Here is a 22,892-nt window from a genome sequence, read left to right as displayed (position 1 = left end):
GTAAATGAAAACCGAAACTACAACCGCGCTGCCGGTATCAAAGTATACTAAACTGCTTGAATTAGGGAAACTGGTAACGATTACTGGCGCAGCCCAACTAATTATCCAATTAATTGGTTTTGTTAGTGCCGTAATTGTTATCCGGTTATTGCCAACACAGCAGTACGCATTGTATACGCTTGTTAATACTATGCTTGGCACCATGATTTTATTAGCAGACGGCGGCATATCAACCGGCGTAATGTCGCAGGGTGGCAAAGTATGGCAAAACAGGCAAAAGCTTGGCCTGGTAATAGCAACAGGACTGGATCTGCGGAGGAAGTTTGCCGTAGGTAGTTTGCTGGTGGCGGTACCGGTTTTGTTATATCTGCTCGTTCATCATGGTGCAAGTTGGTTAATGGCTTTATTATTAACATTGGCACTTATCCCGGCGTTCTTTTCGTCGCTATCGAGTACCTTACTTGAGGTTGCTCCTAAACTGACACAGGATATTGCGCCGCTACAAAAGATACAGGTACATACTAATATTTTGCGCCTGATACTTACATCGCTTACCATATTTACATTTCCGTGGGCATATGTAGCCATATTTGCCTCAGGTTTACCGCCAGTTTGGGCAAACTGGCAGCTTCGCAAAAAATCAGCAACTTATGCTGATATTGACCAGAGCCCGGATCCGGTTATCCGTAAGGATATTTTAACCTTTGTAAAACGCATATTGCCGGGAGCTATTTATTACTGCGCATCAGGGCAGATCACCATTTGGCTGATCTCTGTATTCGGTTCAACTACAGCTGTGGCACAAGTTGGTGCTTTAGGCAGGTTGGTGATGGTTTTAAGTGTTTTCAACGTTCTATTTTCAACCTTGATAGCGCCCCGGTTTGCAAGGCTACCCGACAGTAGAAACTTGTTGATGGGAACGTACCTGAAGATAACATTCGCCATGATATTGGCGTTGGCCGTGTTACTATTATTTGTTTGGTTATTTCCAGCGCAAATACTATGGGCATTAGGTCCGGCTTACGCTAATTTACATACCGAGTTGTTCTTAAACATTGCAGGCAGTTGTTTGGGTTTACTTGCAGGTTCTTCATTTTCGCTATATACGCACAGGGGCTGGGCTATAAAACCTGTTATACTTATACCACTGAGTATAGCTGCAATAGCAGTATCAGCCTATTTTTTAGATATATCTACACTGCAAGGCATTTTATTGCTTAATATATGCGTAGCCGGTTTTGAGGCTGTAATGCATATGTTGTTCAGTGTAATAATGATCAATAAAGTTTCCATAACAAATTAACAATATGTCGTTGTTAGCACAGTTGCCACAGGTAAGCAGCAAAAAAGGTTGGGCTTGGACCAAGGAAGTTGATCCACGTATTTATGATACGCAAAAACACTGGCCAAAAATTTCGATAGTTACCCCAAGTTACAACCAGGGTGTTTTTTTAGAGGAAACCATTCGTTCAATCCTGCTTCAAAATTATCCTAATCTTGAGTACATCGTAATTGATGGCGGCAGTACCGACGATAGTGTTGACATTTTGAAAAAGTACGACAAATGGATAACCAGCTGGGTTAGCGAAAAGGACAATGGGCAGGCTAACGCGATAAATAAGGGCATTACATTATGTACCGGTACTATATTTAATTGGATAAACAGTGATGATTACCTCGCGCCAATGTCGTTGTTTTATATCGCTCGCGCGTTTGTTAAAGGCGGCAGTGTAGCTGGTAAAGTGCATAATTTTTATCAGGACAATCCGGGGTTTAAGGATATTATACAAAACAGTGATCTTGATATAAACAATTTTTTATCGCTCAGAGATACCTTTCATCAGCCCGGTGTTTGGTGCGATCTGGATAACATACGCCAAACCGGTAAGTTCTCCGAAAGCTCATCTTACTATTTCGACCGTATATTTTTCACAAAATATTTTCTGCAATTTCCGCAGGTGATATATAATCAGAACGTGTTTGTACACTTTAGGTATCATGCAAGTTCAAAAACTATTGTAATACGCGATAGTAAAGCCGACGAACTGATCAGCCACTATTACAGGTTGATAGATGACCCAGCTTACAGGAATTACAAGAAGGAACTACAATGGGCGCTTGACTATCAATTGCTGCCCGAAAAACGCATCAGCCAATGGGAATTTGATAACATTGGCAAGCGTTTACATAACCGTCTATCCAGCTATGCCGCATTGCTGGTCAGGTATCCGGGATTGCTTCGCACACGGCACTATTTTACCAAGTTGAAACGCAGCGTGATATAACGTTTAATACGCTGCCCATTTTCTATTACAAATGAAATTCTTTTTTATCTGTGGATCACTGCAAGTCGGCAAAGATGGCGTTGGTGATTATGTGCGCCGCTTAGCTTGTATGCTGATAGTCGATGGCCACCAGGTAAATGCCGTTGCTTTAAAAGATCATCACGTAACTGTACATGAAGACGGTGTGCAGCAACTTAACGGCATCGAATTACCCGTATTACGGCTGCCCGCGACGCTAAGCAGCCACGAGCGGTATAAGTTGCTGAGCAAAAAAGTTAAAGCCTTTTCGCCAGATATGATAAGCTTACAATATGTAGGTTTCGGGTTTCAAAAATATGGCTTGCCTTTTGAAATGCTTTCAGGTTTTAAAAAAGCAATTGCCGGTATAAAATTGCATGTTATGCTGCATGAGCTTTGGTGTGGTATGGCTGTAACCGCGGGGTTTAAAGAGCGGGTGTTGGGGATTATGCAAAAGCATTTTTTGAAGACTTTAATATCAAAGCTAAAACCACAACGTGTATTTACCAGCATTAAACCCTACCATAATTACTTAAAACAGATACAGGTTGAAGCGGATATAGTGCCCATATTCGGTAATATACCCGTTAACGAATATGGTGATGATCAAGAGTGGAAGCAACTCGGTTTAAGCAAACACTTGTCACTATTATCTGGCATGGAAAACAGGTGGTTGATAATCGGTTTTTTTGGCACAAGCTACAACTGCCCCGGCTTGCATGAAATGCTGGAGACCATTGATCAGGCTGCAAAAAAAGCCGGATTGAAATTAGGCGTATTGCTGATAGGCCATAGTCGCATTCAAAACGTCGCTGAAATACTCAAAAATATTCCCGGTGCCGTTTATTGGCAAACAGGTGCGTTAGCCCCCGCCATGATAAACCGCTGTATGCAGTTGGTTGATGTTGGCATAGTTACCAGCCCGGTAGATGGCATCAATAAAAGCGGGGCAGCCTTAGCATGGATGGAACGTGGAATTCCGGTGCTGATATCCGCTTTTGATAAAACGTATGACGATAAAGAAATGAAAAAGCTTGGCATATTCCAGGCGTCATCTGTAAATAATGTTATTGAGGCTTTAAACGCCAGGAACAAACTTACGCCTCCGAACTATTTAAATAAAGCAGCCGAAGCTTATCTGAAATGTGTGTAACACGAAGCGGCAACAATCACTTATCCGTGAATAATAAAAAAAATATTTTGCTAATGGGGCATGTTGATGGCCTCGGCGGTGCCCAGATAGCTTATCGCGAGTTGATTGACTTTGTTAAGGCTGAGGGTCATAATCTCAGGATCATCAATATTACTGACGATAAAAAAGGCGGTCGTGCAATTGATGCCGAACTTGTTTTAGGCCGTGTTGAACACAAGGCTCCAGGCTTGTTTGATAAGATAAAAAAATACCGCTCGCTGCAATCAGCAGCAAAAAAGGCAAAAAGGTTTAAGCCTGATGTATTTGTTAGCATCGGCTTATCAAACTCATCAAATTTTATTACGCGCTATCTAAGTAATGATTGCTTTAAAATAGCGCAGGACTTTATAGCCAACCGCTCAAAGGATGAGGAAATATGGGCCAAAAGCCGCGGCAGCTTTAACGGCATCGCGGTACAGGCGCCATCCATGTTAATATATTGGCAAACCAACCTTGCTGATGCATCGGGCGTAAATTGGTTGCCGTGTTTTCCGGCTCCACCCGTAAGTGGTGTATTACGAAAACAGAATGACAGCGCTAAGCAGCAGATAAGACTGGCTTATTTCGGCAGGTTGGCAGGCAATAAAGGTTTACCGTTACTATTTAATACGCTGAACACTTTGCCGGACAGACAAAATATAACGCTTGACCTGTGGGGAAAGGGCGAGGAAGATGCGAACCTGAAAAAGCTTGCCGGAGAACTTGATCTGAATAATATAGTGAATTTCAAAGGTGGTTATCCGGCCGACAGAGAAGGTGCTGAACTGATGGCATCATATGATGGCTTAGTGCTTACGTCTACTGAAATGGAGGGGCTACCACTGGTGCTGCTTGAATCAATGGCTTACGGCCTGCCGTTTATGGCCACCAACATTGGCGCAATACGCGATTGCTGCATTGATAACCCGGATACTGTTTTGGTTGAACCGAACCAACGAGCTATAAGTGAAGGTTTATCAAAACTGATTGCCAGCATAAAAACCAAGGCTTTTGATCCTATTAGATTGAGAAATTATTACGACCAAAACTTCTCACATAAAGTAATGGCCGACCGCTGGCGTATTTGCTTTAACAACCCTAAACAATTCTTCAATGAAGTACAATAAAACAATCCTGATAACCGGTGCGTCCGGCTTTTTAGGAACCTGGCTTGCTGATGAATTAGCTGAGCAAGGCTATAACCTGATCGGCATTGATATGCGTGCACCATTGCGCCCGGCTTTGTGGGATGGCTTTGCCACGTCATCATTAGAAACAGTTGATTTGGACAGGTTGCTGCAAGGGCACAAACTGGATGCGGTTTGTCATTTAGCAGGTGGAGCTTCAGTTGCAGCCTCAGTTAATGATCCTTACAGTGATTTTTCGAGTCTGCTGCCCGGCACGGCGAGGTTAGCTTTATATATTGCAAAAGCACAATCCGAAGCTAAATTGCTTTTCTTTTCGAGCGCCGCGGTGTATGGCAATCCTAAAACATTACCTATAACAGAGCAAACACCGGTTATGCCGATATCGCCATATGGTATACATAAGGCCACGGCAGAAACCTTGCTGATGAATTATTCGCGTGCTTTGAATTTACAGGTTGTTGTATTCCGCATATTTTCGGTTTACGGACCGGGCTTGCGCAAACAACTGATATATGACGTTACCCAGCGCGCCATACAAGCGGCTACCTTGGGTCAAAAAAGCATACAGCTGTTTGGTACCGGTGCCGAGAGCCGCGATTTTATGTATGTACGTGATGTATGCCGTGCAGTAACCAGCGTTATTAATCAGCAACAAGGCGAAAAATATTCGATATACAACCTGGCATCAGGGATTGAAAGTACCGTTGCGGATGTTGCCCGCTGCCTGATCGGTAGTTTGAATATTGATATGGAGATCGCTTTTGATGGTAAAGTGCCGCCTGGCGACCCTACCAACTGGCGAGCCGATGTAAGCAAGTTAGACGATATTGGTTTCAGTTCGGTTTATTCGCTTAACGAGGGGCTTAACGAGGTTGCGCAGTGGGCGAAGGTTACCGTTTAAGATATTAACATTAGCTTGAGGGTATAGCCGATACATGAAACACAACTACCAGCTTGATGCCATGCGTGCCATAGCCGCTTTAGCTATTATCGCCTATCATTACACGCTTTTTCCTTGCGGATGGATCGGGGTGCAATTTTTCTTCGTGTTGTCTGGTTTTTTGATATCGGGCATTGTTATAAAAAACAAAAAAGCTTCAGCAGAAGTAAAAACCGGCGCGTTTTTTAAAGATTTTTACAAACGCCGCGCATTACGTTTGTTCCCATTATACTTCGGCTACATTGCAATACTGGCACTGTTTAATTTTTTCGCCGGTAAGCCCGAAGCTTTCGATAAAGAATGGCCCTGGTTGGTGACCTATTCAATTAACTTCAGGTGGCTGTTTCAGGATTACACATTCCATATGGTCTACGGCCACTTATGGAGTTTAGCGCTTGAATGGCAGTTTTATTTGATATGGCCTTTCTTTTTGTGGTTTGTACCTCAAAAACGGATTACCTTAATATTAATATGCCTGCTTCCACTAAGCATGCTTGTAAGAATAGCAGGCTACTCCGTTAACGAACATTTGCCATACCTGGTTGGCTATAACGGAAGTGCCACAGCTAAAGCGCTTGCACCATATGTATTACCTTTTTCGCATATAGACGCTTTTGTGTTTGGCGCTTTGCTTTGCAAGGTAAAGGTTCGCAATTTTTTAAGCAAGCCACAGGTAATTTACACCTGCATGGCGCTGGTTGTTATCACCGGGTTATTATTAGTAGCCTTTATACCATCTTATTCGTTAGCCGCTATAGGCTGGCCAAGCAATTTGCCGATGGCTTATCAGTGGGTGTGGGGATATTCGCTTTTAAACCTTACCAGCGCCGCCATCATAGCCGGTATCATTGAAAAAGGACGGGCGAGGATATTGGCTTTGTCGAGATCATCAGTGCTACAGTACTTAGGTAAAATATCGTATGGTATTTATGTATATCATCCCATTGTGATATTCGGAATGCTTAATGTTCGTGATAAAGCGCCTGCGTTTGCCGGCAAACCTATGGTAGAGCTAATTATTGTAACAGTAATTTCGATAGTTATTGCACACCTATCATATGAGTACTTTGAAAAAAGATTTCTCACAAAAAGAAAACCTCAACAGGTAACAAACGACTTTACGTCCAAAGTTACCCAAGCACCTGCCGAACGCCTAACACTCGAATTGCAGGAAGTTAACAACTAAACATGATGAATGATAGCCACAGGCAATTATTAGTGATTGCGCCTACTTGTCCGCCGGGTGTATGCGGTGTGAGTGATCATGCTTTCCGTACGGCGCTGGCTTTGGGCAAATATTACCTGGATATAAAAATCGGCGTACAATATTTTCCGGCAGATGAAATAGAAGTTCCGCTGGAGTTGAGTGCTGATAACTGGGAAACTGCCTTAAACGGTAGTATCAGCAGCACCTATCCGACCGATGTGTTATTGAACTATACACCAAAAAGCTATTCACGCTTTGCATTACCTTTCAAGTTGCTATCGGCATTAAAAAAATTCAAGAAGGCTTCGCCTGCCAACCGTTTGTTTGTGTATTTCCACGAAACGTGGGATGGCGGCAAAAATTTAAAGCCACACCATAAGTTACTCGATGCCTTTACAAAGTACACGGTAAAGGTTTTAAGTAAGCAAGCCGACGGCATTACCGTAGTTACCAACGAGCAGAAACAAAAATTAGAATCGGTATTGGTAAACCCAAAAGTGCACTTAAGTATGGTAGGTGCCAATATTTTACCATTTGATAAGGAGTATGGACTTAAAAGTGCCCGCAATCCGGGCGAGTGGATCATATTTGGTTTAGCGCACACGCGATTGTGGACATTGCAGCAGCATTTACCATTAATTAAACAGCTTTATCAAAAAGGGGGCATTAGTAAATTATACGCTATCGGCCCTAAAGATAACGCCTATGCAGAGCAGGAATTGAACTTGTCCAATGCCGAGATAGGCGAGGGTGTGCTGGTACAGATGGGTGTGTTAAAACCGGCAGAAGTATCTGCCATGATGCTGAGCGCCGAAGCCGCACTGGTAGGGCAAACTGCCGATAGTTTACGTAAATCAGGAACTTTTGCAGCTTTATCAGCCCACGCCGTGCCTGTAGTTTGCGAGGCCCCGCTTACGCTGGATGAGCCGCCGGGTTATGCCCTGTTTCGTCCGCAGGAATTAATGGAAAATTATAGCCTTGTTGGTACTGCTGAGGGCGAAAAGCGTCGTCAGTTACTGCACCAATGGTTTTGGCTTACCCGCAGTTGGGAAGCCATAGCGCTGGATATGTACAGCTGGATAAAAGAATAAAGGATGAGTGTAGTTATTTCACATCCAACCGGTAACCGCAACGTGCGCGCTGTTATAGCCAGTTTGGCTAAATCAGGCATGTTGTCTGCATTCCATACCACGCTGGCTACTCATCAGGATTCAGCCTGGTTAAAGTTGCTGCCCGCTAAAGTGCGCGCTGAGCTTATGCGCCGGTCGTATCAGGTACCTATGGGCAGTTTATATACGCGTCCTGCGCTTGAATTGGTTAGGATGACGCTACCTCGTTTAGGTATTAACAGTTGTACTGAGCATGAAAAAGGCTGGGCAAGTATTGACGCCGTTTACCGCGACCTGGATAAAGCCACAGCCAAGCGTTTAAGATACTTCTCGCGAGATAAAAACATAAATGCGGTTTATGCCTACGAAGATGGTGCATTGGCAACCTTTAAAGAAGCTAAGCGCTTAGGTTTAAAATGTATATATGATTTGCCGATTGCTTATTGGGAAACAGCACAAAAGCTGCTTAATGAAGAAGCTTTACGAATGCCTGAATGGGCTATCACTTTAGGTGGCGGCATTAATGATTCGGAAGCTAAGCTTGAGCGTAAAACCCGTGAATTAGAGCTGGCTGATGTTGTCGTGGGGCCGGGTTCATTTGTAATGGATTCACTGCCGAAATGGGCTGCAGCCAAACAGCGTATTGTTTCGCCGTTTGGATCACCATGTTTTGAGCATAACAAAGAAACCACTGATATAAACAAGCCGCTGCGCGTGCTATTTGCCGGTTCAATGGGCCAGCGAAAAGGACTTGGCGATTTGTTTAAAGCCATTAAACTCCTCAATACAAAAAATATAGAATTGGTGGTAATGGGTTCATTACTCGCGCCGATGGAATTTTATCGCAAGCAATTGCCCGGATTTACTTATGAGCCCGGTCGGTCGCACGATCAGGTATTGGAGTTGATGCGATCATGTGATGTGTTTTGCTTGCCCTCAATTGTTGAAGGCAGGGCATTGGTAATGCAGGAAGCCATGAGTCAGGGCTTGCCCATCATCATCACACCAAATACCGGCGGTGCTGATCTCGTAGAAGAGGGTAAAACAGGCTTCCTGGTCGATATCCGCTCGCCACAAGCTATTGCTAAAACGATAGCCTGGTTCGCAGACAACCGCGATCAACTCCCTGAAATGAGTAAAAAAGCACAAGTGAAAGCCGCCGCCTACACATGGGAAAATTATGGCGACAATATTATGCAGCAACTAAGCACTTATACACAGTAATGAAACAGCTTAATAATACTGTTCTGGCAGGTGTGTATAACAGCCTCGATCTGACCAAGACGCATATTCTGGAGCCGGTAAAGGAGAAGGATGCTAATTTATTGCTTAAACGCGGTATATGGGCTTACTTTCTGTTACTGATTTTTGAAGGAGCCTTGCGTAAATGGGTGTTACCGGGTTTAGCCACGCCGTTACTTGTAGTGCGCGATCCAATTGCGCTTTGGCTGGTAATGCTGGCCTGGAAGCGTAACCTGCTGCCTGCAAATTTATATGTGACCGTTATCATGATCGTAGGTGCGTTGGGTGTAATAACCGCGCTTGCATTTGGGCATGGCAACATAGCAGTAGCCATTTACGGGGCCAGAATATTGATGTTTCATTTCCCGCTCATATTCGTGATAGGGCGGGTGCTTGATCGTGATGACGTAATACGGGTCGGGAAATTTACGGTTTGGCTCACCATACCCATGGCTATACTGATAGCCATGCAATTTTACAGCCCGCAATCGGCGTGGGTAAACCGGGGTATTGGCGGTGATGCCAAAGGCGGTGGTTTTGATGGCGCAATGGGCTTTTTCAGGCCACCGGCAACTTTTTCGTTCACAAACGGCACAGCCTTGTTTTTTGGCTTTGCATCGGCTTATATATTTTACTTCTGGCTAACGCCTAAAAGTATAAATCGAATAATATTAATAGGTGCCACATTGGGTTTATTAATGGCTATACCGCTGTCAATCAGCCGTAGTTTGCTATCATTAGTGCTGGCTTGTATATTATTTACGCTGATCGCTATGTCACGTAATCCCAAATACATTGGCAAAATCATTATGGCGGCAGTTGTATTAGCAATATCAATTGGCGTATTGAGCCAAACTAAATTCGCAGCAACACCAATAGCTGTTTTTACCGACAGATTTACGAATGCCAATGAAACCGAGGGCGGTGTTAGCGGCGTATTTGTTGACCGCTTTTTAGGGGGCATGGTAGGCGCTATTATAGAATCAGCAGAGAAACCGTTTTTTGGCTATGGTATAGGCATGGGTACCAGCGTAGGCAGTATGCTTATAGCCGGAGATCATACCGTTTATCTGATATCCGAAGGGGAGTGGGGGCGATTGATCGGTGAAATGGGTATTATTATGGGTTTTGCAGTGATTATCATCCGTGTAATATTTGTAATCAACCTGGGGTGGGACAGCTTTAAACGTGTCAGCCAAAATGATTTTTTACCCTGGATGATTTGCAGCATCGGTATCCTCGCTATTATGCAGGGGCAATGGGCGCAGCCCACCTCATTAGGGTTTGACGTAATACTCGGCGGCATAACAGTAGCAGCCTTACGCAAGCCTAACCGCAAGTTATGGCTGGTTAAAACCCTCGAAGAGAATGAGGCTACACCCGTAGTCCGTTCCGGCAAATAATTCCTGTATCTAACTACTCAAAACATTTAACCTTAAATAAGATGCTTGAATCATCATATAACCAAAGCCTTTATGCTGCTGATGCCGGTATGTCCTATCTGCAGTCGGTTGATGAATTAATAAAAGTACTATCGGCAAGCGTGCAGCTTGAAGAGGGTATAGATACCGCCGCTCAAGCTATAAAAAGATGCATACTGAATGGCGGCAAGCTCATAACCTGTGGCAATGGCGGGAGCGCAGCTGATGCACTACATTTAGCCGAAGAACTGGTAGGCCGCTACAAAGCCGAACGCCGCAGCCTGCCCGCTTTATGTTTAAATGCTGATGTAACCGCGATAACTTGTATTGGGAACGATTATGGTTTCGAACATATCTATTCGCGACAGTTAGAAGGCCTGGGCAAACTTGGGGACGTGTTAGTAGGGTTTAGCACCAGTGGTAATAGCCCTAACATAATCAAAGCTTTTGAGCAAGCCGCAGCCCAGGGTATTACCACCATATTTATGGGCGGTAAAGATGGCGGTGCAATAAAAGATATGTGCGATATACAATTGATTGTACCAAGTAATACCACGGCCCGAATTCAGGAAGTACATACCCTGATATTGCACCAGTGGCTTGAGGAACTGGATGCCACCGATTGGAGCAACCTTAAATAACAGTTGCATGAACCTGACTTATTTGCTTAAAAACCTGAATACCGTAAAAGTCATGGTAATCGGGGATATGATGCTCGACCATTACGTTTGGGGCAACGTTACCCGTATATCGCCGGAAGCGCCGGTACCGGTTGTGCACGTAGCTGATGACAGCTACACGGCAGGCGGCGCGGCCAATGTAGCTTTAAACCTGACTAACCTGGGTGTAGAAACTCATATTATTGGCCATTGCGTAAAGGATGACGCAGGTGAGCGTCTGCTTAAAATTCTGGCAGATAAAAATGTAAATTACATATCACCTGAGGTACTGTTTCAATCGCCAACTATTGTAAAAACCCGCGTGGTAATACAATCGCAACAGCTTTGTCGTATTGATAGGGAAGGCCAACGTGAATTTTACGCCATTGATTCATCACCTGATTTTGAGAAAATGCTTGGCACGGCCATGAGCGAGGTTGATGCCGTTATCGTGTCAGACTATGCGAAAGGTGTTATAACGCAGTCTTTGCTGGATTCAGTTTTAAAGATTGCTAACAGCATGCCCAACCTATTGGTAGCGGTTGATCCGAAACCGGCGCGCAGGCTATCGTTCAGCGGTGTTGGCTTACTAACTCCAAATAGAAACGAAGCACTTGAATTGGCAGAGTTACCGGCACCGGCCATTGGCGAAAAATATCCGCTTGACGAAGTTTGCCGTCGCATACATGAGATTTATAACCCCGAAACTTTAATAGTTACCCTTGGCGCCGATGGTATGGCCATAAGCGAAAAGGGCGAAGTTATTGAACATTTACCAACCGTAGCCAGGCAAATATTTGATGTATCGGGCGCGGGCGACACCGTGATCGCTACTCTTACAGCGGCAATGGCCGCCGGCGCAAGCGCTGCCGAAGCCGCACGTTTAGCCAATGCTGCGGCGGGTTGCGTAGTAGCTCACTTAGGGACAGCACCTGTATTAGCCGACGAGCTTGAAGACTGGCTGCTGAAAGCGGATTTAACCTATCATACTATATAACCAAGGTGGCAGAGTCAGCTAAAAAAGTACTTATATACAGGCTCGGCAGCCTGGGCGATACCATTATGGCATTGCCATGCTTTCATAAAATAAAAGAAAGTTTTGCCGATGCTGATATCACCCTGTTAACTAATAAACCGGTAATGGCAAAAGCCGCCGCGGCTGAAGCTGTTTTGGGTAGCGGTTATTTTTTCGATCGCATTATCAATTATCCGGTGAGCACCCGCAGTCCACGCATATTGTTTGCGTTGATTATGCAGATACGCCAGTTAAATATTGATACGGTGGTAAATATTAATCCTGCCCGGTCAAAAATGTCGTTACTACGTGATTATTGGTTTTTTAAGGCCGCGGGAATTAGGAATTTGATAGGCTTTGATGCACAAAACGAAGATTTTGAAGTTTGCGTTGATGAGGCTACCGGTATAAACGAGTGGGAAGCTAAACGTTTGGCACGTCGCATTAAGTCATTGGGGGCATTGCCGCTTGATGATGATCGGTACTGGGATTTGAAACTAAATCATCAGGAATTGCAAACTGCGGATGCCATGACCGCTGCATTGCCAGATGACATGCCGATTTTAGCCATATCATTAGGCACTAAAAATCCTGCAAACGAGTGGGGAATTGAAAACTGGCAGTTGCTGTTGCAGCAGTTATCCGGTAGGTTAAATGGTTGGGCACTGATGGTTATTGGCGCGGCTGACGAAGTTGAAATAGGCGAAAAGTGCCTTAAAGCCTGGTCCGGAACTGGAATAAATTTTTGCGGAAAATCATCACCCCGTGTATCAGCAGCTTTACTACAAAAAGCCACGGTTTTCATCGGGCACGATAGCGGGCCTATGCATCTGGCTGCATGCGTAGGTACGCCGGCTATAGGTATTTACTCGGCACGCAACATGCCGGGGCAATGGTTTCCCCGCGGCAGCAATAATCGTATCATTTACCGTTTGCCGGAGTGTGCGGGTTGTGGCCTGGAAGTATGTATTGATCAACAAAAAAAGTGCATCCTATCTATTACCGTTCACGAGGTAAAGCAGGCGCTGTTTGATATCCTTTCTGTAATAAATGAGGGCAAACAACAACAAAAGCTTATAGCGCAATATTAGCAATGAAAATACTTCACGTTATCAGTAGCATGAACCCTGAAACAGGCGGTGTTTGCGAGGCTGTGCGCTTATTGGCCGAGGGATTAACCGAGACTGGCTTTTATAATGAGATAGTTAGTGTTGACGATAAAATATACCATCCCGGCAGTGCCGTTAAGCAACACGCGCTTGGGCCTAAAAAAGGTCCGTGGTATTATAGCAAGCAGTTATTACCATGGTTACTGCAGAACTTAACCCGCTTTGATATGGTGATAGTTCACGGTTTGTGGTTGTACCATGGTTACGCAGTTAATAAAGCGATTAAACAGTTAGATAGAAATGCTGAAGGCATACTGCCACGCTTTATGGTTATGCCACATGGTATGCTCGATCCTTATTTTCAGCGGGCTAAAGGTCGTCGTCTTAAGGCGCTTCGTAATGTAGCTTATTGGGCATTGATTGAGAAAAACGTAATTAATAATGCAGACGAGCTGCTATTTACCTGCGAAACGGAGCTGTTGCTCGCGCGAGAGCCTTTTAAACCATATTATCCTAAAAGAGAAACTGTAGTAGGGCTGGGGGTGCAACCGCCGCCGGCCTATACACAGGCAATGACGGATGCTTTCCTAAAAAAAGCACCTGATTTGCAACAGAGATCTTACTGGCTGTTTTTGAGCCGTATTAATGAAAAAAAAGGTTGCGACTTAATGCTGCAAGCATATAAAAGCTTAGCAGAGCGGGTAGCCGCAACGGGAGATACATCGCGCTTTCCACAATTAGTGATAGCAGGCCCCGGCGTAGAAACGGCCTATGGCGAGCAGTTGGAAAATATGGTAAAGCAATCAGCTGTTTTGAATGACCGTGTGCATTTTCCGGGTATGTTGAGTGGCGATGCCAAGTGGGGCGCTTTTTATGGCTGCGAAGCATTTGTATTGCCAAGCCACCAGGAAAATTTCGGCATTGCTGTGGTTGAAGCATTGGCTTGCAGCAAACCTGTGCTGATATCTGATCAGGTAAATATCTGGCGTGAAATCAACAAGGCCGCTGCAGCTATCGTAGGCCCTGACACTGTGGACGGAACATTTAACACGCTGAAAAAATGGTATAATCTATCAGCTGAAAATAAGCAACACATGAGCAATGCCGCTATAGAGTGCTTTGAGCAGGCCTTCTCAACAAAAGCGAACATCGAACGCTTCAGCGAAGTGTTGCTAAATAACCATTCATTAAGTATAAACAAAAACAAACTGATTGATCAGTATGCTTTCATATCATAGCGCCGATAGTTCTGACGGGTATTTGAGGCCGGTATTCTCGTTTTCAAATAAGTTACGACGCTTTTGCTGGAATATAACCTGGCTGTTACTTTGCCGTTGGACGCCCAACCCCATGCATCGCTGGCGCGTGTTTATCGTTCGCATATTCGGCGGAAAAATAGGCGACAAAAATGTGATTTATCCGGATTGTAAAATTTGGGCACCATGGCTTCTTGAAACGGAAGAAATAGTGACTATCGGTCCTGGCGTTGAGATTTATAACCCCGGCGGCGTTTACTTGTCTCACCACGTAATATTGTCGCAATACTCGTTTTTATGCGGCGCTACGCACGATTATAACACGGCCGACTTCACGTATATCATGAAAAAGATAGTGCTGGAGCCGTATGTATGGATCTGTTCAAAAGCGGTAGTATTACCCGGGGTTTACTGTAAACAGGGTAGTGTTTTGGGTGCTTCTTCAGTAACCTCGTCAAACCTCGAAGCCTGGACAGTGTACGGCGGTCATCCGGCAAAAGAACTGAAAAAGCGTACCGACTTTGTTAATCATAAATAAACCTTAACCATGTTACTAACTGATGATGCTGAAGCTTATGACCTTTGTGTTATAGGCAGCGGCCCGGCCGGAATTATTCTGGCATTAGATTATGCGCGGCTCAATCCGCACAAAAAAGTTTTATTGGTTGAGTACGGAATTAAGCAACAAGTAAAAGAAAATCAACTTGATAGCAGCATTCAGATAAACAATCCAGTTAATCATCATCAGCCTTATGAGTGTACTAACAAGGGCTTGGGTGGTACATCTGCTACCTGGGGCGGGCGCTGCGTGATGTATGACGAGGTAGATTTTGAAGACAGGCCAATACTTAACGGTAATTGCACCTGGGATAAAAATATATTGACTGACATAAAGGATCATCTACCAAAAGCTGCCGAATATTTTGAATGCGGAAAGCCTGATTTTGATGTTGCGGCTTTAACAAACGTAACACCAAGACCGATAGCCGAGGGCTTTAAACAAGGTATTGTAACTGATACCATGCTTGAACGATATAGTATGCCTACACGTTTTGGCGACAGATATGCAACAGAAATAGCCGCTCAACAAAACATCACTTTGATTGAAGGTTTTGAAGCGCGAGATTTTGAACAGCCTAACGCGAAAAGCAAGGTGTCATTTTTAACGCTGCAACATGTTGCTACGCAAAAACAAGTAATAGTAACAGCCGATAAATTTGTTTTAGCCGCAGGTGCACAGGAGAGTACCCGCATATTACTCCGCAATCCACAGTTATTTAAAAACGTTGGCTGCGTGCCTGCTGCTTTAGGCAAATATTACCAGGGGCATTTATCTGGTAAAATAGCATCAGTGCAATTTTATGGTGATCCTAAAAAAACAGATTACGGCTTTATAAAAGATAGTGATGGCGTTTACACACGCAGACGTTTTCAGTTCAATAATAAGTTTTTAAAGGACAATAATTTACTTAATACCGCATTGTGGCTTGATAATCCATTGTATTTTGACCCTAAGCATCGCAGCGGTGCCATGTCCTTCATGTATCTGGCTATGATAACGCCGGTATTAGGCAAAAAACTGGCGCCTCCGGCTATAGCGCATTCTATTACTAAAGGCAGGATAAACAATATACCGGCACATTTAGGTAACATAGCCAGGGGAGCGCCCCGGTCGTTTACAAAACCGGCCGCTATTTTTTATAAAAGATACATCAGCAAACGCAAATTACCGGGCGTATTCCTTTATAGTCCTAAAAATACATACGCCTTACATTTTCACGCGGAGCAAATTCCTTTTGAAGAGAACCGGATGAGGCTGGCACCCGATGGGGAAAGGCTGATCGTCGACTATAAATTAACTGATGCCGACGTTGCCTCAGTAATTAAACTGCATGAAGTACTCGATAATTGGCTGCGCACCATCCATTGCGGCGAACTTAAATACTGGTTTGATAAGGATGAACTTCCTCAGGCAATCAAGAACATGTCAAAAGATGGATTGCACCAATGTGGCACTACACGCATATCTAATTCGGCCGAAAAAGGCGTTGTTGATACCAATCTGAAAGTTTGGGGTACAAGTAACATTTACGTTTGCAGTAGTTCCGTGTTTCCTACATCAGGGCAGGCGAATCCAACCTTCATGCTTGGTGCTTTTGCTGTAAGGTTGTCGAGGTATTTAAGCTATACCGAAAAGAAAAGCAAAAAAACATTTAAAACACAATTTCAAGGTGTTAAATCTATCGATTTAAACTGATCATGATTTCCGTAATTATACTTACCAAAAATGAAGAAGCTGATCTGCCCATCTGCTTACAATCATTGCAATGGACAGACGATGTGCACGTGCTCGACTCGTTGAGTACGGATCGTACAGTTGAAATCGCTTATCAATATGGCGCTTCTGTAGCAACCAACGCATTTGAAAGCTTTGGCAAGCAACGCAATTTTGCCCTGCAAAATATCAGCTTAAAATATAACTGGATCCTGTTTCTGGATGCGGACGAAGTGGCAACTCCGGAATTTGCAGCAGCTGTCTTAAAAACAACTGCCGAAGCTGATGAAAATATAGCAGGTTATTATTGCTGCTGGAAAATGATGTTGGAAGGGCGCTGGCTAAAGCGTTGCGATAACTTTCCGAAGTGGCAGTTACGCTTGTTACGTAAGGGTAGAGTTACATATACCGATTTTGGCCACGGGCAAAAGGAAGATCAGGTATTAGGAAAGGCTGAGTATCTGAGAGAACCGTACCTGCACTATGGTTTTTCAAAAGGCTGGTCGCATTGGATAGAACGGCATAATCGCTACTCAACGCTCGAGGCTGAAGCCAGGTTAAAACATCGCCCACCGTTTAAAAACATTTTCAGTAAGCATGGCAGTACGCGTAATCCGGCCTTAAAATCGTGGTTGAGCCGTGTGCCAGGCTGGCCGTTGTTGCGGTTTATACATGCATATATTTTTGCACTCGGTTTTACCGAAGGAATACAAGGGCTTACCTATTGCATCAATATATCTTACTATGAATACATGATCATTATTAAAATGAGAGAGATCATGACAAATAACAAGGTGAAAACGCAAAACGTTGACGCACCTGCTCATAACGATACCGAAGCTGCAGCACTGGTGTTGCAGGCATCCGAATAAATATTCTATTTTAACTATTAGTGCCCTCCCCGGGGTGCGTAAATTAAACCAACATTATGGCTAAAGATGTACCTGAGCGTGAACAGAGCAATTTAAACGCTCCGTTAAAAAGTATTTTGCTAATCGGCATTAACTTTTCGCCTGAACTTACCGGGATAGGTAAGTATACCGGCGAAATGGTTGACTGGCTGGTTGAAAATAATTTTCAGTGTAATGTGGTCACGAGTTTTCCGTATTATCCTTACTGGCAAATACAAAAACCTTATAAAAACAATTTCCACACCCGCGAAACACTGAAGAACGGCCGGCTTAACATTTACCGTTGCCCTATGTATGTGCCTGCGCAGCCAAGCGGCATGAAAAGGCTGATCCATGAGTTCACCTTTTTCTGCTCGGCGTTGCTTATGGTAATATATTTGCTGTTTAAGCCAAAAAAGGATTATATTTTTTGCGTGGCACCACCATTTCACATCGGTTTCCTGGGCTTGATTTACCGCTTTTTTAAAGGTGGAAAAATTCTATACCATATTCAGGATTTGCAAATTGAAGCGGCACGTGAGCTGCAGATGCTGAAATCTGACAAAGCCTTTAAAGTACTATTTGGTATGGAAAGGCAGATATTGCAGAGGGTTGATTTTGTAAGCACCATATCAAGCGGTATGCTTAAAAAAGTATCAAAAAAGGCAGATAAAGAGGTTTTGTTTTTTCCGAACTGGGTTGATACCAATGCCTATTGTCCGTTGTATGATAGCGCTGAACTGAAAAAACTGTGGGGTTTTCATGAGGATGATAAAATAGTGCTTTATTCAGGCAGCATTGGCGAAAAACAGGGTTTGGATAGTATTTTAAGTGTTGCAAGACATCTTCAATCATCAAGCTTTATCAAGTTTGTGATTTGTGGTACCGGCCCTTATAAGGAGAAACTGATGCTAAGCGCCAAAGAGCAAAGGCTTAGCAATGTGCACTTTTTACCATTACAGGAACCGCATCTGTTTAACAACTTTTTAAATATGGCTGATGTGCATCTGGTATTGCAGAAAAAGAATGCAAGCGATCTGGTTATGCCATCAAAACTTACGACCATATTAGCTGTTGGCGGCCTTGCTTTGATTACCGCTGAGCCGGGTACTAACCTGTTCGAGATCATCAATGATAACAGAATGGGCGTGGTGATCCCATCAGAAAACCTGCAATCCTTAGAGGAAGCCATTTTGCGCTGTTGTACCATTGATAACACTGCCGAGAAGATGAACGGCCGCAGCTATGCGGAAACGCACCTGGATAAAAACAATATCCTGACGAAAGTAATGCGGTTAATTGGTAATCATAATTTTAAACCGGCTCAAGTAACCGAAAGGCATATTGAATATTTGGAGCTGGAGAATAATATTTAATATTTTGAAGTAACATAATTCTAACCTGGTTAACTTATTATTTCATAACACTAATAACATTTCATAGCTTTATCCGTACAACGGGATGTATTATCACTCCTGTTTATGCCAATAGCAATGGATCAAGCTCAGTTAACAAAAGTTTATTTAACCGACTTAGAGCGGAACCTTACTTTTTTTGGCATAGTTAATACATTAAATGAGGTAAACAATAACATGGAGGTTCACCTTACCGATGTTAAGGTTTATGAATATGAATCATCAAATTACCTCTATAGCTTGCCTGATGTTACTTTTACTCGTCCTAAAGCAATTTTGCATATAGAGGCTGCTTAACCGGTTTCTCTCTTTCTTTTTTTAAGATTCAACTTCTATTTAATTACAGGCACTTAATCTATTAGCTACCAATTAGCTATGATTTAATAATGCTTATTCCTCTATAAATATTACTTTACATTTTATGAAAAAAAAGGCCCTTATCACGGGTATCACCGGGCAAGACGGTGCATACCTTGCTGAATTATTATTGTCAAAAAACTATGAAGTTCATGGTATAAAAAGACGTAGCTCTTTGTTTAATACCGAGCGTATTGACCATTTGTATCAAGATCCGCATGATGAAAACCGTAACTTTATTATGCACTACGGTGATCTGAGCGATTCTACCAACCTGATCCGCATTATTCAGCAAGTTCAGCCCGATGAAATTTACAACCTGGGTGCCATGAGCCATGTTAAAGTGAGCTTTGACACGCCGGAGTATACTGCTAATGCCGACGGCATAGGTACATTGCGTTTGCTGGAAGCCATTCGCATACTTGGCCTGAATAAAAAAACCAGGATTTACCAGGCCTCTACATCTGAACTTTACGGTTTGGTGCAGGCCGTTCCCCAATCAGAAACTACACCTTTTTACCCGCGTTCGCCTTACGCGGTAGCTAAACTGTACGCCTACTGGATAACGGTAAACTATCGCGAAGCTTATGACATGTTTGCTTGCAACGGCATTTTGTTTAACCATGAAAGCCCGCTGCGCGGCGAAACATTTGTTACCCGGAAAATTACCCGCGGTGTTGCTAAAATAGCTTTAGGTCTTCAAAACAAATTATACCTGGGTAATCTTGACGCCCGCCGCGACTGGGGCCATGCTAAAGATTATGTTGAGGCTATGTGGCGCATACTTCAGCAGGATAAGCCAGAAGACTTTGTAATTGCAACCGGCATAACTACAACCGTGCGCGATTTTATTAAAATGGCCTTTGCGGAGCTGGGAATCGAGATAGTGTTTAAGGGCGAAGGTGTCAACGAGCGCGGTTACGTTGTTGCCTGCAATAATATTGATTACCTGGTTGAGGTAGGCAAAGAAGTAGTAGCGGTTGATCCGGCGTATTTTCGCCCGACAGAGGTTGAACTGTTGATAGGCGATCCTACCAAAGCAAAAGAAAAATTAGGCTGGAAGATTGAATATACCCTTGATATGCTGGTGAGCGACATGGTGCAATCAGATGTAACGCTTTTCAAAAAAGAACGGATACTTAAGGAACTTGGCTACGAGATCAAAAACCAATTTGAATAATAAATCAATCAAAAATAATAACGTTATGAACTTACTTATTATTGACGACGAACCTATCCAGCATCTTATTTACGATAAGATGCTGGATATTTATGTGCCGAATGCATCATCGCATACCATGCACAGCTACGACGGCGCCAACGCGCTTGAGTTTTTAAAACGAAATAGCGAAAACGCTAAAGCGCTGCCTGATATGATCTTTCTGGACATCAACATGGCATCGTTAAGCGGCTTTGATTTTTTAGAGCGATTTAAAAAACTGAGCCAAAAGCTGATCAAACATATTGAGATTTATGTAATCTCTTCATCAATTGATCCGGATGATATCAACCGCTCAAAAGCCTATACTTTTGTTAAGGATTATATTATAAAACCGGTGACGCAAATCGCTATCAAAAACATCTTTAGCAACAATGGCCAGTTCCCTAATAACATGGCTTTGCTGAAACACTACGGGCAATAGTTTTAAAACTATCCGTGTTCTCAATTTAATAAGCGCCTGACTTTGAAATTTTGGCGTTTCCCTGTTTAAACTATTTGATCGTTTATTCTAATACTTCTTTAATAGGGAGTATGTGTTTGTTACGCCCGCCTGGTTGCGGCTTACTGCTTAGCAAAACAATTATAAACTTAATAACACCAAACAAATGAAAAATTTAACAACTACACTTAACCGGTTTGGATTCCGTGTAATGAACAACGAAATGAAAGGACTTGATGTGGCAATTATTGTTGCAGTTTGTTTAACCATTTCCATGGCGGTAATCTTATTAATTGGCGATCCGTCTCAACTTGCTAACAGGTAATTTTAGAGATATTTGTTTTACTAACAGGCGCGCGATGCGCCTGACTCAATGGTCAGTTAATGTCAAGGCATGCCGGTTTCGGTGTGCCTTTTTTGTTTTTGCTATTATTTATTATATAGATAACAAAAGCGTTTACGATCACTTTTCTATGGTTTGCATCAAAGGATTGGGGTAATTATCGCTTTGATCTTCTATTGAATTATCAATGCACACAAAATCTTTTTCAACGAGTAGGTACATCGATGGATTCCTGTCCTCAAAACCCACACGCTCCGTATTAATCCATTCCGCTGCCATCTGTGCCGACATATGGATCACTATCTTATTACCATCAAACGTTGTACTTAAACCTGCGGCTGGCGTTTGCTGTAATGCGTAAATAAGTTGACGTTGGCCAAAATCTACTACCTCTTCAATATATCCGCGGCTGCAAAAGCGTTCAACCTCAGAGCGTGTAAGGCGGTATCGTATAGAATTTCCTTTAATGCGTATTTTCATAATTTACTATATTTAAATGGCCGCCTGCTCGGCAAGTGTTACTACTTTCCCTATTATTATCATAGCCGGATAGGTAAGTTTATGCTGATCAATCAACATGGGCAGATCTGCTATTAATCCTACTGCCTTTTGCCGGTGCGGGAGTGAAGCGTGTTGTATAATAGCAACCGGTGTATCACCACGGCCCTCCTTTATATAAGTATCAGCAATGGTATTTGCCTGTTTCATACCCATATATATGGCTACAGTTGCGTTGCTTTGCATTGCCAGTCGCAGGTCGGCCGATAGGGTTCCATCCTTTTTGGTGCCGGTTATCATCCAAACACCCTCGCTTATGGTACGGTGAGTAAGTGGTATATCTTCAAAGCCTGACGCTTGCATACTTGTTATGCCGGGTATGTAAAAAGCTTCGATGCCATTTTCCCTGGCGAATTGCATTTCCTCGAAACCCCTTCCGAAAATAAAAGGATCGCCACCTTTCAAACGTACTACGCTGCCCGTTTTAAATGCCAGTTGTTTTATTAATTCATAAATGGTTTCCTGTGGCGTGTACGATCCGTAGGGCTGCTTTCCTACATAAAGCTTCTCGCAACTTGCGGGAGCTATGTCCAATAGCTGTTTATTGGCAAGGTTATCATACAATATCACCTTGGCTTCCTTTAAAATATTGTATGCTTTTACAGTAATCAGGTCCGGATCGCCGGGTCCGGCACCCACTATGTACAGGTTTGGCCTCTTATGTTGGTTGTTTTTCATCTAAATTGGGTTTTTTTTAAATAAATTAGATTTTATTACGTTTTTATAAACATATAAATGATGTAATTGAGATTATTTAGATAGAAAATAAACACAGTATTTCATCATGATTTAAAATATTAAAAATGATCTTCA

23 protein-coding genes are annotated in these 22,892 nt (G+C 43.2%); 21 read left to right on the top strand and 2 right to left on the bottom strand.

What is annotated here, in order from left to right; genetic code table 11:
• Window positions 1-4 precede the first annotated feature (4 nt).
• The 21 genes from ABD960_RS09000 (at window position 5) to ABD960_RS08900 (ending at window position 21,503) form a co-directional block, all read left to right on the top strand.
• The gene (locus ABD960_RS09000) at window positions 5-1,303 is read left to right on the top strand and encodes an MATE family efflux transporter (protein ID WP_345330779.1); all 1,299 of its coding nucleotides are present in this window, start codon (window positions 5-7) and stop codon (window positions 1,301-1,303) included.
• Between the two features lie 4 nt (window positions 1,304-1,307).
• The gene (locus ABD960_RS08995; protein ID WP_345330777.1) at window positions 1,308-2,285 is read left to right on the top strand and encodes a glycosyltransferase family 2 protein; all 978 of its coding nucleotides are present in this window, start codon (window positions 1,308-1,310) and stop codon (window positions 2,283-2,285) included.
• 31 nt (window positions 2,286-2,316) lie between these two features.
• On the top strand, window positions 2,317-3,456 hold the full coding sequence (locus ABD960_RS08990; RefSeq protein WP_345330775.1) for a glycosyltransferase: 1,140 nt from the start codon (window positions 2,317-2,319) through the stop codon (window positions 3,454-3,456).
• A gap of 26 nt (window positions 3,457-3,482) precedes the next feature.
• Window positions 3,483-4,601: a glycosyltransferase gene (locus tag ABD960_RS08985; protein WP_345330773.1), complete on the top strand. Its 1,119-nt coding sequence runs from the start codon at window positions 3,483-3,485 to the stop codon at window positions 4,599-4,601.
• Window positions 4,588-5,523, top strand: a complete 936-nt coding sequence (locus tag ABD960_RS08980) for an NAD-dependent epimerase/dehydratase family protein (protein ID WP_345330771.1) — start codon at window positions 4,588-4,590, stop codon at window positions 5,521-5,523. Before ABD960_RS08985 ends, ABD960_RS08980 begins: the two co-directional genes overlap by 14 nt.
• A gap of 34 nt (window positions 5,524-5,557) precedes the next feature.
• On the top strand, window positions 5,558-6,748 hold the full coding sequence (locus tag ABD960_RS08975) for an acyltransferase family protein (protein WP_345330769.1): 1,191 nt from the start codon (window positions 5,558-5,560) through the stop codon (window positions 6,746-6,748).
• Window positions 6,749-6,750: 2 nt separating this feature from the next.
• Window positions 6,751-7,860 (top strand): glycosyltransferase family protein, encoded by a 1,110-nt coding sequence (locus ABD960_RS08970; protein ID WP_345330767.1) that lies wholly within the window; start codon window positions 6,751-6,753, stop codon window positions 7,858-7,860.
• Between the two features lie 3 nt (window positions 7,861-7,863).
• Entirely contained in the window at window positions 7,864-9,102 is a 1,239-nt protein-coding gene (locus ABD960_RS08965; protein WP_345330765.1) for a glycosyltransferase family 4 protein, read from the top strand.
• Window positions 9,102-10,523 (top strand): hypothetical protein, encoded by a 1,422-nt coding sequence (locus tag ABD960_RS08960; RefSeq protein ID WP_345330763.1) that lies wholly within the window; start codon window positions 9,102-9,104, stop codon window positions 10,521-10,523. The genes ABD960_RS08965 and ABD960_RS08960 overlap by 1 nt, the downstream gene beginning before the upstream one ends.
• A 41-nt stretch (window positions 10,524-10,564) precedes the next feature.
• Window positions 10,565-11,182 carry a D-sedoheptulose-7-phosphate isomerase gene (locus ABD960_RS08955; RefSeq protein WP_345330761.1) on the top strand — a complete coding sequence of 206 codons (618 nt, stop codon included), beginning with the start codon at window positions 10,565-10,567 and terminating at the stop codon, window positions 11,180-11,182.
• A 7-nt stretch (window positions 11,183-11,189) separates the two neighbouring features.
• Entirely contained in the window at window positions 11,190-12,197 is a 1,008-nt protein-coding gene (locus tag ABD960_RS08950; protein WP_345330759.1) for a bifunctional heptose 7-phosphate kinase/heptose 1-phosphate adenyltransferase, read from the top strand.
• Window positions 12,198-12,202: 5 nt separating this feature from the next.
• Window positions 12,203-13,306: a glycosyltransferase family 9 protein gene (locus tag ABD960_RS08945; protein ID WP_345330757.1), complete on the top strand. Its 1,104-nt coding sequence runs from the start codon at window positions 12,203-12,205 to the stop codon at window positions 13,304-13,306.
• A gap of 2 nt (window positions 13,307-13,308) precedes the next feature.
• Window positions 13,309-14,562 (top strand): glycosyltransferase, encoded by a 1,254-nt coding sequence (locus ABD960_RS08940; protein ID WP_345330755.1) that lies wholly within the window; start codon window positions 13,309-13,311, stop codon window positions 14,560-14,562.
• Entirely contained in the window at window positions 14,546-15,118 is a 573-nt protein-coding gene (locus ABD960_RS08935) for an LbetaH domain-containing protein (protein WP_345330753.1), read from the top strand. Before ABD960_RS08940 ends, ABD960_RS08935 begins: the two co-directional genes overlap by 17 nt.
• A gap of 9 nt (window positions 15,119-15,127) precedes the next feature.
• On the top strand, window positions 15,128-16,837 hold the full coding sequence (locus ABD960_RS08930) for a GMC oxidoreductase (RefSeq protein ID WP_345330751.1): 1,710 nt from the start codon (window positions 15,128-15,130) through the stop codon (window positions 16,835-16,837).
• Between the two features lie 2 nt (window positions 16,838-16,839).
• On the top strand, window positions 16,840-17,727 hold the full coding sequence (locus tag ABD960_RS08925) for a glycosyltransferase family 2 protein (protein WP_345330749.1): 888 nt from the start codon (window positions 16,840-16,842) through the stop codon (window positions 17,725-17,727).
• A gap of 56 nt (window positions 17,728-17,783) precedes the next feature.
• Complete coding sequence (locus ABD960_RS08920) at window positions 17,784-19,121, top strand: WcaI family glycosyltransferase (RefSeq protein WP_345330747.1); 1,338 nt, start codon at window positions 17,784-17,786, stop codon at window positions 19,119-19,121.
• 117 nt (window positions 19,122-19,238) lie between these two features.
• Entirely contained in the window at window positions 19,239-19,457 is a 219-nt protein-coding gene (locus ABD960_RS08915; protein WP_345330745.1) for a hypothetical protein, read from the top strand.
• 124 nt (window positions 19,458-19,581) lie between these two features.
• The gene (gene gmd / locus ABD960_RS08910) at window positions 19,582-20,697 is read left to right on the top strand and encodes a GDP-mannose 4,6-dehydratase (RefSeq protein WP_345330743.1); all 1,116 of its coding nucleotides are present in this window, start codon (window positions 19,582-19,584) and stop codon (window positions 20,695-20,697) included.
• A 25-nt stretch (window positions 20,698-20,722) separates the two neighbouring features.
• The gene (locus tag ABD960_RS08905) at window positions 20,723-21,160 is read left to right on the top strand and encodes a response regulator (RefSeq protein WP_345330741.1); all 438 of its coding nucleotides are present in this window, start codon (window positions 20,723-20,725) and stop codon (window positions 21,158-21,160) included.
• Between the two features lie 184 nt (window positions 21,161-21,344).
• The gene (locus tag ABD960_RS08900) at window positions 21,345-21,503 is read left to right on the top strand and encodes a hypothetical protein (protein WP_345330739.1); all 159 of its coding nucleotides are present in this window, start codon (window positions 21,345-21,347) and stop codon (window positions 21,501-21,503) included.
• A 138-nt stretch (window positions 21,504-21,641) separates the two neighbouring features.
• On the opposite strand, the gene ABD960_RS08895 is transcribed toward ABD960_RS08900, so the two are convergent.
• Together ABD960_RS08895 and cobA are read right to left on the bottom strand one after the other, a co-directional pair.
• Window positions 21,642-22,001, bottom strand: coding sequence for a DUF7009 family protein (locus tag ABD960_RS08895; protein WP_345330737.1), 360 nt, complete (start codon window positions 21,999-22,001; stop codon window positions 21,642-21,644).
• 12 nt (window positions 22,002-22,013) lie between these two features.
• Window positions 22,014-22,757, bottom strand: a complete 744-nt coding sequence (gene cobA / locus ABD960_RS08890) for a uroporphyrinogen-III C-methyltransferase (protein ID WP_345330735.1) — start codon at window positions 22,755-22,757, stop codon at window positions 22,014-22,016.
• Window positions 22,758-22,892: the final 135 nt, after the last annotated feature.

It is taken from the genome of Mucilaginibacter defluvii (genome assembly GCF_039543225.1).
GTDB classification, from domain to species: Bacteria; Bacteroidota; Bacteroidia; order Sphingobacteriales; family Sphingobacteriaceae; genus Mucilaginibacter; species Mucilaginibacter defluvii.
This window is presented reverse-complemented; position numbering and strand designations above follow the sequence as displayed.